The 13,629-nt window shown below is 73.3% G+C and carries 13 protein-coding genes and 1 pseudogene; 2 read left to right on the top strand and 12 right to left on the bottom strand.

Annotated elements, in window-relative coordinates; all coding sequences use genetic code 11:
* Positions 1-231: 231 nt before the first annotated feature.
* Positions 232-1,065, top strand: coding sequence for a hypothetical protein (locus RT054_RS00645; protein ID WP_313021570.1), 834 nt, complete (start codon positions 232-234; stop codon positions 1,063-1,065).
* Between the two features lie 33 nt (positions 1,066-1,098).
* Here the strand turns inward: RT054_RS00645 and RT054_RS00640 are convergent, their stop codons facing one another.
* Together RT054_RS00640 and RT054_RS00635 are read right to left on the bottom strand one after the other, a co-directional pair.
* The gene (locus RT054_RS00640) at positions 1,099-1,395 is read right to left on the bottom strand and encodes an acylphosphatase (protein ID WP_312718445.1); all 297 of its coding nucleotides are present in this window, start codon (positions 1,393-1,395) and stop codon (positions 1,099-1,101) included.
* 100 nt (positions 1,396-1,495) lie between these two features.
* The gene (locus tag RT054_RS00635; RefSeq protein ID WP_312718447.1) at positions 1,496-2,089 is read right to left on the bottom strand and encodes a hypothetical protein; all 594 of its coding nucleotides are present in this window, start codon (positions 2,087-2,089) and stop codon (positions 1,496-1,498) included.
* A gap of 188 nt (positions 2,090-2,277) precedes the next feature.
* On the opposite strand from RT054_RS00635, the gene RT054_RS00630 reads away from it, so the two are divergent.
* On the top strand, positions 2,278-3,333 hold the full coding sequence (locus RT054_RS00630) for a Gfo/Idh/MocA family oxidoreductase (protein ID WP_313021568.1): 1,056 nt from the start codon (positions 2,278-2,280) through the stop codon (positions 3,331-3,333).
* A 322-nt stretch (positions 3,334-3,655) separates the two neighbouring features.
* Here the strand turns inward: RT054_RS00630 and RT054_RS00625 are convergent.
* From RT054_RS00625 to RT054_RS00580, 10 genes and pseudogenes are all read right to left on the bottom strand, one after another.
* Positions 3,656-4,489: pseudogene (locus RT054_RS00625) on the bottom strand (aminotransferase class V-fold PLP-dependent enzyme); the annotation flags it as partial.
* 269 nt (positions 4,490-4,758) lie between these two features.
* Positions 4,759-5,658, bottom strand: a complete 900-nt coding sequence (mutM, locus tag RT054_RS00620; RefSeq protein WP_312718452.1) for a bifunctional DNA-formamidopyrimidine glycosylase/DNA-(apurinic or apyrimidinic site) lyase — start codon at positions 5,656-5,658, stop codon at positions 4,759-4,761.
* Positions 5,658-6,512: a ribonuclease III gene (rnc, locus tag RT054_RS00615; protein ID WP_313021564.1), complete on the bottom strand. Its 855-nt coding sequence runs from the start codon at positions 6,510-6,512 to the stop codon at positions 5,658-5,660. The genes mutM and rnc overlap by 1 nt, the downstream gene beginning before the upstream one ends.
* An 11-nt stretch (positions 6,513-6,523) precedes the next feature.
* A complete protein-coding gene (rpmF, locus tag RT054_RS00610; protein WP_312718454.1) occupies positions 6,524-6,718 on the bottom strand; it encodes a 50S ribosomal protein L32 in 195 nt (64 codons plus the stop codon).
* Between the two features lies 1 nt (position 6,719).
* Entirely contained in the window at positions 6,720-7,292 is a 573-nt protein-coding gene (locus tag RT054_RS00605; protein WP_313021562.1) for a YceD family protein, read from the bottom strand.
* A 237-nt stretch (positions 7,293-7,529) separates the two neighbouring features.
* Positions 7,530-8,021, bottom strand: a complete 492-nt coding sequence (gene coaD / locus RT054_RS00600) for a pantetheine-phosphate adenylyltransferase (protein WP_312718458.1) — start codon at positions 8,019-8,021, stop codon at positions 7,530-7,532.
* Positions 8,022-8,070: 49 nt separating this feature from the next.
* Positions 8,071-8,532 (bottom strand): glutaredoxin domain-containing protein, encoded by a 462-nt coding sequence (locus tag RT054_RS00595; protein WP_313021559.1) that lies wholly within the window; start codon positions 8,530-8,532, stop codon positions 8,071-8,073.
* 1 nt (position 8,533) lies between these two features.
* Entirely contained in the window at positions 8,534-9,211 is a 678-nt protein-coding gene (gene rsmD / locus RT054_RS00590) for a 16S rRNA (guanine(966)-N(2))-methyltransferase RsmD (RefSeq protein ID WP_313021557.1), read from the bottom strand.
* A gap of 11 nt (positions 9,212-9,222) precedes the next feature.
* Positions 9,223-11,634 carry an ATP-dependent DNA helicase RecG gene (locus RT054_RS00585; protein ID WP_313021554.1) on the bottom strand — a complete coding sequence of 804 codons (2,412 nt, stop codon included), beginning with the start codon at positions 11,632-11,634 and terminating at the stop codon, positions 9,223-9,225.
* Positions 11,634-13,550 (bottom strand): DAK2 domain-containing protein, encoded by a 1,917-nt coding sequence (locus tag RT054_RS00580; protein ID WP_313021551.1) that lies wholly within the window; start codon positions 13,548-13,550, stop codon positions 11,634-11,636. The genes RT054_RS00585 and RT054_RS00580 overlap by 1 nt, the downstream gene beginning before the upstream one ends.
* Positions 13,551-13,629 lie beyond the last annotated feature (79 nt).

The following is a 13,629-nucleotide window of genomic DNA, read 5'->3' as shown; positions in this document are numbered from 1 at the left end:
CCCACCCTAGCCCGCGCGACGCTGCCGTCCGGGGAACCGGTGATCCAGCGGCCGGGGTCGTCGCCCGGACGGCCGGGAGGCCGGCTGGCCGGGTGGCCGGGCGGCCCGCGGCAGGTGGGCCCCGGGCACGCCGGACGTGGACGGCCGTCGGCTCGCCGCGAGAGGCCCGCCGGTATCGTGGGAGGTTCACGACACGAGACCTGCACGATCCGCACCCTCGAGGAGTCCCCGATGATCCGCACGCGATTCGCCGCCGTTCTCGTCGCCGTCCCGCTCGCCCTCGCCGGCTGCAGCGGGGGTCAGACCCCGGCCGACCAGGCGGCGGGCTCACCCTCGGCCGTCCAGGGCGCCGACGCCTCCCCCACCGCAGGCCAGGAGGTCGACAAGAACGCGTTCTTCGCCGACGTCCAGAAGGCGATGCTCGACAAGAAGACGTACGCCATGACCATGCACATGGAGAACGGCGGCCAGAAGGTCACGATGACCGGCAACGGCGACATGTCGGACCAGAACCACCCCAAGGCCGACATGACGATGTCGGCGGCCGGTGACGGCCAGCAGATGCAGATGATCATGGACGGAGAGGCCGTCTACATGCAGATGCCCGGTGTGGCCGAGAAGGGCAAGTTCGTCAAGATGCCCCTCCAGGCCCTCAGCCAGGCGGGCGGGCAGGACCTCAGCAAGATGATGAACCCCGCCGACAACCTCACGATGACCCAGAACGCCGTCGAGAAGGTCGTCTACGCCGGCCCCGAGGACGGCCTGCACAAGTACACCGTGACGATGAACCCGCAGAAGCTCCAGGAGGGCTCCGCGACGGCGATGCCCAGCCCGAGCGGGATGCCGTCGACCCTGGATTACGACGTGTGGACCGACGACGCGCACCTGCTGCGCAAGATGGTGATGTCGCTCGAGGGCACGACGATGACGATGACGGCCGACAAGTACGGCGAACCCGTCACCATCGTCGCCCCGCCGCCGGAGTCGGTGACCCAGATGCCGGGGATGTCCGAGCCGCAGCCCGGTCCCGCGACCTCGCTCCCGGCGCCCACCTCACCCCGGTGACCGGTCGGGGACCCCTCGGCGGGGTTCCCGGACTCAGGCCTCCCGGAACCCGCTGACCCCGTCGCGGGGCTCGGACCACTGCGTCGTCACGGCGGTGACGTGACCGGGACGGCCGGTGCCGCTGGGGAACTCCCGCAGCATGTGCTCGAGCTTCTCGACGTCGGCCCGGGACCCCTGTGCGACCACCTCGACGCGTCCGTCCAGCAGGTTGCGCGCCTGGCCGGCGAGGCCGAGTTCGAGGGCCCGCGAGCGCGTCCACCAACGGAACCCGACACCCTGCACCCGACCCGAGACGAAGATCGTCGCCCTGGCCTGCCCGTCCGTGCCCATGTCCGCTCCCTCGACGTCTCGCACCCGCGTGAACGTCCTGGTCGGCGCTCACGTGTCCTGCGCCTGGGATCCCGGCGCTGCACAGGAGCCTACGGGCGCCTCACCCCACACGCAGGGCGGAGGCCGACTCGAACGGCAGGTACACGCCCTGGCCCTCGTGCTGGACGTGCAGGGTGAGCGCTCCGAACTCCCACCGCGGTCGGACTCGGGCGCCGGTGAGGATCTCCGCGTCCGGGGCGAGCTCGCCCCGGCCCACCTCGGTGACGACGTCGATGGCCGACGCCGCCGTGATCTGCCCGGCCGTCATCGTTCCCGCGATCGCCTCGGCGCCGGGGAAGTGCACGCAGCGGCCGGCGATACGACCCGCGCGTTCCTCCACGGCGGCTCGGGCCGCTTCGACCGCGTCGTCGTCCCCGACCGCGTCCCGGCCCACGCACACCGCGAGCGGGGCTCGGTGGCCGGAGAGGGCGCGGACCATGAGCCACCACTGCCAGCCGGCGGTGCCGGCGCTCGACGTGGTGAGGACGACGTGGGGTCGCCCCGACCGCGTCACCTGCAGGTGGGTCCCGACGACGAGGCCGCCGGGATCGACGCCGGCCCCACGGGCAGCGGACACGAGGACGTCGACGAGGCGGTCCGCGCTCGGCAGCGTGATCGAGCCGACGTCGACGCCGGCGATCACGGAACGCGGCATGAACCCTCCTCTCGCGGTGGCGACCTCGTTCCACGCTCGATCCGAGCTGAGCGCGATCGCCAGAGCCGTCACTGTCCATGCCGTGGACGACCGCACGCGTGCCACGACGTGAACGTCGTGTGAACGCCCACACCGAGTGAGGGGGCGGGATCGGACTGCGGCCCACGGCGCGCACGTACCGTGGCGTCATGCCCCGACCCGACACCCCGGCCGACCTCGACCCCACGCGAGCGGCGACACCCTCCGCCTTCGAGACCTCCCCCGCCGCCGCCGACACCATCGGGTGGGGTGTGCTCGGGGCCGGGCGGTTCACCCCACGCATGGCGACGACGATCGCGGGCACACCCGGCCACCGCGTCGTGCGGGTGGGGGCCCGAGGTCTCGACCGCGCGGCCGCCGTCGCCGACCAGGTGGGGGCCGTCGCCGGCGATTACGAGGGGCTGTGGGCCGACCCCGAGGTCGATGTCGTCTACATCTCGACGACCCACCCCTTCCACGAGGAGCAGGCGCTCGCCTCGATCGCCGCCGGCAAGGCCGTCCTCGTCGAGAAGCCGATGACCCTCACCGCCGACTCGGCCCGGCGTATCGCCGAGGCCGCCCGCGCCGCACGGGTGTTCGCCATGGAGGCGATGTGGCTGCGGCACCAGGAGCTGATGCGGGCCGTCCTCGCGGAGGTGCGCGCCGGGGCGATCGGCGAGGTCGTCTCCGTCCAGGCCGACTTCGGCGCCTATCGCGCCTACGACCCCGAGAACAGGTTGTTCGACCGCGACAACGGCGGCGGAGCGCTGCTGGACCTCGGGGTGTACGCCGCGGCCTTCGCGTGGCCGTTCCTCGGCCGCCCCGACGTCGTCCAGGTCGTCGGGGCCCTCACCCCCCAGGGGTCCGACCACACCGCCGCGATGCAGTGGGGCTACGACGACGGACGGTTCGCCCAGCTCACGGCGACGTTCCGCGCGCCGAGCCCCGGTCGGGGTGTCGTCACGGGCACGCAGGGGTGGATCAGCGTCGAACCGCATTACGCGAAGGCCCCCGGCCTCGCCCTCGTCCACGACCGCGTGTCGGGCGGGACGCGCGAGCTGCACCGCCCCTCACGCGGGTACGTCTGCCAGGTCGAGGAGGTCGGTCGGTGCCTGCGCGCGGGCCTGCTCCAGAGCCCGGACATGCCGCTGGACGACACCATCGGCGTGCTCGAGGTCCTCGACCGGGCCCGCGCGGCGCTCGGCGTCGAGTACCCGACGCGCTGACCTCAGGGCGCGACGAACTCCCGCAGCCCGCCCAGGAGGCGGTCGACGTCCTCCTCGTCGCTGTACGGCGCGAGGCCGACGCGCAGCGCGGCATCGTCGGCCAGCGCGAGGCGCCGCATGAGCTCGTGGGCGTAGAAGAACCCCGCCGGGGCGTGGACGAGCCGCTCGGCGAGGAACCCGGAGGCCGCCGCGCTCGACCTGCCGGGGAACGTGAGGAGGAGCGTCGGGGTGCGGTGGGCGGCACGGGAGTGGAGACGACGTCCTCCCCGAGGCCCGCCAGTCCGTCCTCGAGGCGCCGCAGCAGACGGGACTCGTGCTCCCCGATCGCTGCGAACGAGGACCGCAGCCGGGCCCTGCGGTCGGTGGCGTCGCCCGGGTCGAGACCGGCGAGGACCTCGACGGCGGCGGTCGCGCCGGCCATGATCTCGTACGGCAGGGTGCCGAGCTCGAACCGCTCGGGGACCTCGTCGGTCGAGGGCGCGAGCTTGGCCGGGTGGAGGCGCTCGAGCAGCGCGGGGTCGGCGGCGAGTACACCGCAGTGAGGGCCGAGGAACTTGTAGGGCGAGCAGACGAAGAGGTCCGCGCCGAGCGCGCCGACGTCGACGAACTCGTGGGCCGCATGGTGGACCCCGTCGACGTGCACGAGCGCACCGGCCTCGTGCGCGGCGTCGGCGATCCTCCGCACGTCGGGGATCGTGCCGAGCAGGTTGGAGGCGCCGGCCACGGCCACGAGGCGCGTGCGCGTCGTGAACGCCGAGGCGATCGACTCCTCGGTGATCTCGGCGGTGTCCGGATCGACGTCGAGCCACCGGAGCGCCACCCCGGCCGACTCCGCCGCCTGCACCCACGGGCGGACGTTCGCGTCGTGGTCGAGCCGGGAGACGACGACCTCGTCCCCCTCTCGCCACGTCGCCGCGATCGCCCGGGAGATGTCGTAGGTGAGCTGCGTGGCGCTGCGACCGTAGACGATCCCCCGCGCGTCGACCCCGGTGAGGTCGGCGAACGCGGACCGGAATGCCGCCACCGCCGCCGTCGCGTTCCGCTCCCCCGGCAGGGAGACTCCACGGTTGGACAGAGGCCCGGTCAGCGTCGAGGCGATCGCCTCCCCGACGACACGAGGCGTCTGCGTGCCACCGGGGCCGTCGAAATGCGCCACCCCCGAGGCGAGGGAGGGGAACTCGGCACGGAATCGGGCGACGTCATAGGCCACGGTGGTCTCCTCACGGATCGGGTACGGGTCGTGCAGGGCGTCGGCCCCGCCCTCATCCTTCCCGCAAGAACTGGGCGGCGTGCGGGACGATGCCGGGTGAAGCTCGACGGCACCGCCTCCACGGCCCCACCATCGCCGCCGGGATCCGCCGTCCGGAGCCACCTGACCGCCGGGGGTCCGGACGGGATGTCGTGGGTGGGGACGAGGTCGAGGACTCAGTCGGTCGTCACCCGCGCGCGCCGGGCCCGGGGGCGGGGTTGGCAGCGGGGGCAGGAGAACGAGCTGCGGTTCATGAAGACCTCGCGGCGGATCGGGGTGCCGCACCGGGCGCAGGGACGCCCCTGCTGCCCGTACGCGTCGAGCGACCGGTCGAAGTACCCGGACTGCCCGTTGACGTTGACGTACAGCGCATCGAAGCTCGTGCCACCGGCCGCGAGGGCCGCCTCCATGACGTCCCGGGCGTGCCCGAGGAGCCGCGCGGTCGCGGGCCCGGTGAGCGAGGCGGCCGGTCGTTCGCCGTGGATGCGGGCGCGCCAGAGCGATTCGTCCGCGTAGATGTTGCCGATGCCGGAGACGACCCCCTGGTGCAGCAGGAGCCGCTTGACGCCGCTGCGGCTCGCCCTCATCCGTGCCGCGACGTCGCGGGCGTCGAAGCCGGGTTCGAGTGGGTCGAGGGCGATGTGCGTCACCGAGTCCGGGATGCCGAAGGGGTGCGCACCGCCCGCGCGGGGATCGGGCACGAGCTCGGCGAGCGCGAGTCCACCGAACGTGCGCTGGTCGACGAACCGCAGCTCGGGCCCGCCGTCGACGAACGCGAACGTCGCGTGCTGATGGGCGCGGGGCACGGCGGCGGGGTCCTCGACGAGCATCTGCCCGCTCATGCCGAGGTGGACGACGAGGGCCTCCTCACCGTCGAGCGCGAGCCAGAGGTACTTGCCGCGGCGGTCGGCCGCGCGGACGGTGCGCCCCGCGAGCCTCGTCGCGAGGTCCTCGGGCCCCGGGACATGACGACGCGCCACACGCGATCCGTGCAGCGCGACGCGGGAGATGGTGCGGCCGACGACGTGGGCGGCGAGCCCCCGACGGACGACCTCGACCTCGGGGAGCTCGGGCATCAGGCGGCGGGCGAGGTGTCCACCGGTCCGGAGCCCACCGACGAGGACCCACCGCCGCCGGCCCCGACGGCGTCGCCCGAGACGTCCGCCGCAGGGGTCGCCGCGGTCTCGAGGACCGCCTCGGCGCGGCGGGTCAGCTCCGTCCACGCGGCGTGGGCGGCCTGCTGCTCGGCCTCCTTCTTGCTGCGGCCGACGCCGGTGCCGAGCTCCTCCTCGGCGACCACGGCGTGCGCGGTGAAGGTCTTCTCGTGGTCCGGCCCCTCCTCGGTCACCCGGTACTCTGGCATGCCGTGGCCGCCGGAGGCCGCGAGCTCCTGCAGGCTCGTCTTCCAGTCCAGCCCCGCGCCGAGGCGGGTGGAGCTGGCGAGCAGCGGGTCGATGAGGTGGTGGACGAAGACGCGTGCGCAACCCAGGCCCTCGGCGAGATACACGGTGCCGATGAGCGCCTCCATCGTGTCCGCGAGGATCGAGGCCTTGTCGCGGCCGCCCGTCGTCTCCTCCCCACGCCCGAGGAGCAGGTGGTCACCGACATCGAGGGTGCGGGCCACCTCGGCGAGGGCACGCATGTTGACGACGGCCGCGCGCAGCTTGGCGAGCTGCCCCTCGGCCATCTCGGGGTGGTCGGCGTAGAGCGACTCGGTGACGACGAGTCCCAACACGGAGTCGCCGAGGAACTCGAGGCGCTCGTTGTTGGGCACGCCGCCGTTCTCGTACGCGTACGACCGGTGCGTGAGGGCATGACGAAGGAGCGCCTCGTCGAGGCGGACGCCGATGATGTCCTCGATCTCGGAGGCGAGGTCGGCCAGAGGACGGATGTCGCCCTGGCCGGCCCTCGCCGCGCTTCTGGAGCCCATCCCCGGGCTGCTCAGTTCTGGAGCTCGGTGCGCTCCGCCTCCGGGTAGTGACGCCCGTTGTACGTGCCGCAGGACGGGCACGCCATGTGCGGCTGCTTCGGCGACGAACAGCGCGGGCACGAGGCGAGCGTGGTCGCCGTCGTCTTCCACTGCGCGCGACGCGAACGGGTGTTGGAGCGCGACATCTTCCGCTTCGGGACGGCCACGTCAGTTCCTCTTCTCTTCGGTCTCGTCCACCGCGAGGGACTGCAACGCAGCCCAGCGGGGGTCGAGGTTCTCGTGCTGATGGGTCGGGTCGTCGGCCAACGGGCGACCACACTCGGAGCAGAGCCCCGGGCAGTCCTCGCGGCAGACGGGCTGGAACGGCAGGGTGGGCACGACCGCGTCCCGCAGAACGGGCTCGAGGTCGAGGGAGTCACCCTCGAGGACGTGCTGCTCGTCCTCGTCGGTGTCGCCGACCTCCCGGTGGTGGGCCGCCCGATCGGGGTAGGCGAACAGCTCCTGGAACGGCGCGTCGATCGGATACTCGACGTCCTCCAGGCACCGCACGCACGCCCCGGTCGCGGTGGCCCGCACCGTTCCGCTGGCGAGCACCCCCTCCATCACCGACTCGAGCCGCAGCTCGATGTCCAACGGCTCGCCCTCGGGGACGGCCAGGACGTCGGTCCCGAAGAGCGCAGGTGCAGGAATCTCGAAGGACTCCTCGACCATGCTGCCGGGTCGACGCACGAGTCGCCTGGTGTCGATCACCAGGGAGTTCTCGCGGGCGGGGCTGCTCATGGTCTCAGGCTTTCGGGTCGATGGTCTCGGGATGCGTCTCGTCCCTCGCGTGCACCATGACTGCCGGGCGTCACGAGGCACGCGCGGGTGCGGGTCGTGAGCCGATCGGGACGGCGTGAAGGGCACCCCGGCAGGCACGGTCGCACATCGAACGACGGGACCGACTGTCCACCTTAACCGAGTGCACACCCTGACGCACATCCGCTCCGACGCGCCGCGGCCCCCTGGCCGCGCGGATCACCGCCGCCGGCCGAGCCGTTCGTGCAGGGCCGCGGTCACCGCCGACGGGACGAAGCGGGAGATGTCGCCGCCGTACTTGGCGACCTCCTTGATGAGGGAGCTCGAGACCTGCGCGAACTCCGGGTCGCTGGGGAGGAACAGCGTCTCGATGCCCGCGAGGTGACGGTTCATCACGGCCATCGGCAGCTCGTAGGAGTAGTCGGTCTCGCCGCGCAGGCCCTTGACGATCGCCCCGGCGCCGGTGGACCGGCACACGTCGACGAGGAGCTGCGCCTCGAACGTGAGGACGCTCACGCCGTCGAGATCGGCCGTCTCCGCCTCGATGAGCGCCACACGCTCCTCGGGCGCGAACATGCCCGTCTTGTTGGGGTTGACGAGGACGGCGACGACGACCTCGTCGTACAGGGTCCGGGCGCGCCGGATGACGTCGAGATGCCCGAGGGTGACGGGATCGAACGAGCCGGGACACACGCAACGGGAGACGCTCACGGGTCGAACGTATCCCGCCGGGCGGACGCGCGGGGCTCGGGGGCGGCGTTCAGGCCGCGCGGCGCATGCGGGAGAGATGGCCGCGCACGAGGGCCGGGTCGGGGTTCGTGCAGGCCTCGCCGTCGGGAAGGATGACCGTCGGCACGGTCTCGGCGCCCGAGTTCACGTCACGCACGAAGGCCGCCGCCGCCGGGTCGGCCCAGATGTCGACCCAGGTGGCCTCACCGGCCAGGGCGCCGAGGCGCAGGCGCAGCCGCGTGCAGAAGAAACAACCGGGCCGCCAGTAGACGATGACGCGCCCGTCGCGGACGAGGCGTTCCTGGGCGTCCCAGTGGCGGGGCTCGTGCGGCGTGGGGCGGGGAGCGGACCGCCAGGCCAGCACTCCGCACACAGCGATCGCGACGATCGCGGGAACGTGCCAGCCGAGGATCAGCATCGCGGATGCCAACAGCACACCGCCGCCCCCGAGGGCAGCGGTGTTCCACCACTGGGCACGTTGAGACCTGCTCACGTCACCTGAGTCTAGGGGCCGAATCCGGCCTCTCGACCTCGCTGGGCACCGTCGGCGTATTCGTGACTGACCCGTAACCTCGACGATCACTCGCCGCGACCTGCGGACCAACACCCGTGGACGGCGCCGCCTCGGCATACCAGAGGGCGGTCTCCCCGTGGCGACGTTCGGCGAAACGCTCCAGCGCAGGCGGCCAGGACGGCTCCGGCGACCGCGCGGATCGCTCCACGACGACGACGGCCTCCTCGGTGAGGACGGAGGGAAGCAGCGCGAGCGTCGCGGCCAGGGCGTCCTCCGCGAGGTGGTACGGGGGATCGAGGAAGGCGAGGTCGAAACCGGTCTGCCCACCCTCGGTGCCCGCGCGCAGATACCGGTCCGCGTCGGAGACGACGACCTGCGCGGGTGCCCCGAGCTCGGCGACGTTGCGGCGCAGGGTGCGCGCGGCGGCCGCGGCGATGTCGACGAGGACGGCCCGGGACGCCCCTCGGCTCAGGGCCTCCAGCCCCAGGGCGCCGGACCCGGCGTACAGGTCGAGGACGACGGCGTCCTCGAGCACGTCGAGGTGGGCGAGGCGCGAGAACAGCGACTCCCGGACCCGGTCGGTGCTCGGGCGGGTGTCGCGGCCGCCGGGGGCGGCGAGACGCCGCCCTCCGTAGCGGCCGGCGATGATGCGGGGCACGGTCGTCCTCCTCAGCCGCGGGTGAGGAACTCGGCGCCCTCGTCGTCCACCGCGGCGAGCACCATACGACGCAGGGCGGGGTGCGCCTCGAGCGTGGGATCGGAGTCGAGCAGGCGGGTGCCGTCCTCGCGCGCCGAGGCGATGATCTCCTCGTCGCTGACGAGTCGCAGGGCCCGCAGCCGCGTGCCGCCGCCACTCTGCCGGGCGCCCAGCACGTCTCCCTCACGTCGCTCCCGCAGGTCGACGTCGGCGAGCGCGAACCCGTCGGTGAGTTCGGCCACGGCCTGGACCCGCCGCAGCGAGGCCTCGTTGCGGGTCTGGGTGACGAGGAGGCACAGGCCGGCGGCGCTGCCGCGGCCGATGCGCCCCCTCAGTTGATGCAGCTGCGAGACGCCGAAGCGGTCGGCGTTCATCACGACCATGACCGTCGCGTTGGGCACGTCGACGCCGACCTCGACGACGGTCGTCGAGGTGAGGACGTCGATCTCTCCCGCGGCGAACGCGGTCATCACGGCGTCCTTCTCCTCCGCGGACAGGCGCCCGTGGAGCACCCCCACCCGGATGTTCGCGAAGTCGGGGCGGGCCCGCAGCTCGGCCGCCACGTCACCCACCGCGGAGAGGTCGGCGATACCGAGCTCCGGTGGGAGTGCCTGGGGGGATGGGGCGAACAGGCCCTCCTCCCCCTCGGGCGCGTCGGCGGCGAACGTGCGGGGGTCGTCGGTGTCGCCGAGCTCGTCGGTCTCCTCAGGCTGACCGGCGCCGATGATCTCGGCGTCGTCGGTGTCCTCCCCGTCAATGCGCGGGCAGACGACGTACGCCTGGTGCCCGGCGGCGACCTCCTCGGCGACCCTCTGCCAGGCCCGGTCGTACCAGCGGGGGTTGTCGACGACGTGGGTGGCGATGGGCGACCGTCCCCGTGGGAGTTCGCGCATCGTGCTCACGTCCATGTCGCCGAACGCCGTCATCGCGACCGTGCGCGGGATCGGCGTCGCGGTCATGACGAGAAGGTGCGGGCGGGCGCCGCCCGCGACCTTCTCGCTGAGGGCGTCGCGCTGCTCGACGCCGAACCGATGCTGTTCGTCGACGACGACGAGACCGAGCGAATGGAACTCGACCTTGTCCTGCAACAGCGCGTGGGTGCCGACGACGATCCCCGCCTCGCCGGTGACGATGTCGAGCAGGGCCCTCTTGCGAGCCGCGGTGGTGAGGCCGCCGGTGAGGAGCGTGACCCGCGTGCCGTCGAGGTCGCCGCCGAGCAACCCCGCCTCGGCGAGGTCGCCGAGCATCGCGGTGATCGACCGGTGGTGCTGCGTGGCGAGCACCTCGGTGGGCGCGAGGAGGGCGCACTGGCCGCCCGCGTCCACGACCGACAACATCGCCCGCAACGCGACGAGGGTCTTTCCCGAACCCACCTCGCCCTGGAGCAGGCGGTTCATCGGGCGCTCCGAGGCCAGGTCGGCGGCGATCTGCTCACCCGCCTCGCGCTGGGCGCCGGTGAGCGCGAACGGGAGCTCGGCATCGAACCGAGCGAGGAGTCCGTGCTCCGGGGCGACCCGGGGCACCGCGACCCCGGTTCTCGCCTCGCGGCGCCGCTCGGCGAGGACGATCTGGATCGCGAGAGCCTCGTCGTAGGCGAATCGGCGCCGCGCGATCTCGAGATCGGGGCGGGTGGCGGGGAGGTGGCGCAGCCGCATGGCCTGCGCGAACGTGGGCAACCCGTTGACGGCGCGGATCTCGTCGGACAACGGCTCCTCGATGTCGAGGGCCTCGACGACGAGGCGTGCCGCCTGCCCGACGCCCCACGAGGTCATGCGTTTGACCTGCCGATACACGGGGATGATCTGCCGGTCGAGGCGCACCGACGACACGGGCGGCACGTCCTCGAGCACGTCGTAGAACGGGTGGGCGATCTGCCACCGCTCGTTGAACTGGGTGACCGGGCCCTGGAACAGCGCCGACATGCCGGGCGCGAGCCGGTCCTCGTGGCCCCAGGCCGTGAAGAAGACGACCGTGAGATCGCCACTCTCGGTCTCGACCTGAGCGGTCAGCATCTTCTTGCCGGAGCGCATGCCCGCCCGCATCACCTTGGTGTCGGCCCGCCGCACCATGCCGGGCAGGACGAGATAGCGCCCCGGCCACAGCCCCTGCATCGACGTGGCCACCCGGCCGAACCTGGTGGGGACGAACCACAGCAGGTCCTCGACGGTCTCGATGCCCCGCGCAGCCTCGAGGAATCCGCACGTGTCCTTGTCGAGCACCGAGGTGAGCCGCGTCGAGAGATCGACCGAGCGCATGAGCGGCACGGGCTGCGGCAGCTGGACCCCGGCGACGTGCACCGCACCGGCGAGCGGCCCGTGATCACTGGTGTGGCCGACCTTGCCGGGCTTCTTCGGCGGCCTCGACCGGCCCGACGCTCCCGTCATCACTCCACTCCGATCAACACGTCGTAGACCGCCTGGCCCCCGTCGAGGAGGGTCACCTCGACACCGTCGAGCTCCTCGGCGAGGTCGGCGGCCACGGCAGCACCGATGCCGGCGCCCTGTGCCCCGTCGACGATCGTCACGATCTCGGCACCGTCGCCCAGGAGGTCCCGCAGCAGCGCGGCCGCCACGGTGCGCGTCCGGCCACCGACGTGGGTGACCCGGCCGTCCGTGACCCCGAGGGCGTCCCCCGGGGTGCAGGGGCCGGCGTCGGTCGTCGCGGCCGAGGTGGCGGTGGCGACGAACCCGCACCGCACCGCGGTGGCCGCCGACGCCATGCCCTCGATCGAGGACGCGTCGTCCAGATCGGCGACGGCGAGCGCCGCGAGTCCCTGCAGCAGGTGCGCCGCCGGCACGATGACGAGGTCGATGCCCTCCTCCTGGGCGATGGTCACGGCCGCCGACGCGGCGAGGACCGCGTCCCCGTCGTCGGGGAGCACGGCGACCCGCCCCGCCGTCGTCGAGCGGGCGGCCTCGACGAGCTGGGAGGGGCTGACCCTCCTCCCGGGGGCGTCGGCGAGGACCACGGCTCCGTGGTCCTCGAACAGCGGCACCAGGCGCGGCGCCTGGACGCAGGCCACCACGCCGAGAGCGCGACGGGCCGGCCCCTCGCCCGCGTCGGTGGCGTCCGTGGCCTCGGTGGCCGCAGAGGCGTCGGTGCCCTCCATGACCACGGTGGGCTCCGCGGTGCCGGTGACCGGAGGTGCCGTGAGCGCGTCGGCGGCCACGACCCCGTCGTCGGGAGACACCGTGCCGAGGCCCGTCCGCGGCCAGCCGTCACCCGCCTCTCCCCCGTCGGGCGCCGCCGTGACGGCACCGACGCCCACGGCGTGGCACGCGGCGTCGATCTCGGTCAGCGTGGCGATGCGCACCCCGTAGGGCCGCCCCACGTCGACCCCCGCCTCGACGGCGAGTCCTGGTTCGTCGGTGTGGACATGCACGGTGCGCAGGCCCACGTCACCCGCCACGAGGACGCTGTCGCCGATCTCGGACAGGCGCGTGCGCAGCCGGAGGGCCCCGTCGTCGTCCACCCCGTCGAGGAGGAACATGACCTCGTACGCCGGCGAGGTGTGGACCGGGGCGTGGGGTGAACCGGGGCCCGCCCCCCAGGAGGATCGGTCGGCGTGTCCGATCCCGTCCCCGTCGCCGCGCCTCTCGGCGCCACCGACCCCCTCGACCTGGGCCCGCAGCGCGTCGAGCACCACGACGAGTCCCGCCCCGCCGGCGTCGACGACCCCGGCCCGTGCCAGAGCCGCGAGCTGTGTCGGGGTGGCGGCGAGGACCACCCGGGCGGCGTCACACGCCGCCGCGACCACCCCGGCGAGATCCGCCCCCGCCTCGACCGCCACACGCGCCGCCTGCGCCGCCCCGCGCATCACCGTGAGGATCGTGCCCTCCACCGGCTGAGCGACGGCGCGCCGGGCCCGCACGTCGGCCTCCTCGAGGATGCTCGCCATGAGCGCACCGTCGATGCCGGTCTCCTCCACGTCCGGCACCGCCGCCACCGCCCCGGCGAGCCCGGCCACGAGCTGACTGAGGATGACCCCGGAGTTGCCCCGCGCCGCGTACAACGTGGCCCGCGCCATGACGGCCGTGCCGTCGACGATGCCGAGGACCTCGTCCCGCTCCCGGGCCCGGGCGACCAACGTCTCGACGAAACCACGGAGGCCGACGTCGAGGGTGAGGTGGAGGTTGGTGCCGGTATCGCCGTCGGGCACCGGGTAGACGTTGAGCGCGTCGATCGCCCCGCGGTGTCGCCCCAGGTCCTCCCGGGCACGGAACATCCACCGCCGGAGCGCGGCGGCATCGAGCGCGGCGAGGCCGGCGGGGGCGCGGCGGGTGACGGGGTTCTCGGTCACGCGTCCATCCTCACATCCGCTCCCGACAACCCTTCGCACCGGACGCACCGGGCGCTGCGGCGACTCGCGTCCGGGCTCA

The sequence above is a fragment of the Mobilicoccus sp. genome (assembly GCF_032060985.1).
Lineage (GTDB): Bacteria > Actinomycetota > Actinomycetes > Actinomycetales > Dermatophilaceae > Mobilicoccus.
Note: the sequence above shows the minus strand (reverse complement) of the source record. Positions and strands in the feature narration are given on the sequence as shown.

Bases quoted from the DNA above. Each gene is read 5' to 3' on its own strand.
- RT054_RS00645 (WP_313021570.1), top strand. From the start codon at position 232: ATGATCCGCACGCGATTCGCCGCCGTTCTCGTCGCCGTCCCGCTCGCC.
- RT054_RS00640 (WP_312718445.1), bottom strand. From the start codon at position 1,395: ATGGGCACGGACGGGCAGGCCAGGGCGACGATCTTCGTCTCGGGTCGG.
- RT054_RS00635 (WP_312718447.1), bottom strand. From the start codon at position 2,089: ATGCCGCGTTCCGTGATCGCCGGCGTCGACGTCGGCTCGATCACGCTG.
- RT054_RS00630 (WP_313021568.1), top strand. From the start codon at position 2,278: ATGCCCCGACCCGACACCCCGGCCGACCTCGACCCCACGCGAGCGGCG.
- mutM (WP_312718452.1), bottom strand. From the start codon at position 5,658: ATGCCCGAGCTCCCCGAGGTCGAGGTCGTCCGTCGGGGGCTCGCCGCC.
- rnc (WP_313021564.1), bottom strand. From the start codon at position 6,512: ATGGGCTCCAGAAGCGCGGCGAGGGCCGGCCAGGGCGACATCCGTCCT.
- RT054_RS00605 (WP_313021562.1), bottom strand. From the start codon at position 7,292: ATGAGCAGCCCCGCCCGCGAGAACTCCCTGGTGATCGACACCAGGCGA.
- RT054_RS00585 (WP_313021554.1), bottom strand. From the start codon at position 11,634: ATGACGGGAGCGTCGGGCCGGTCGAGGCCGCCGAAGAAGCCCGGCAAG.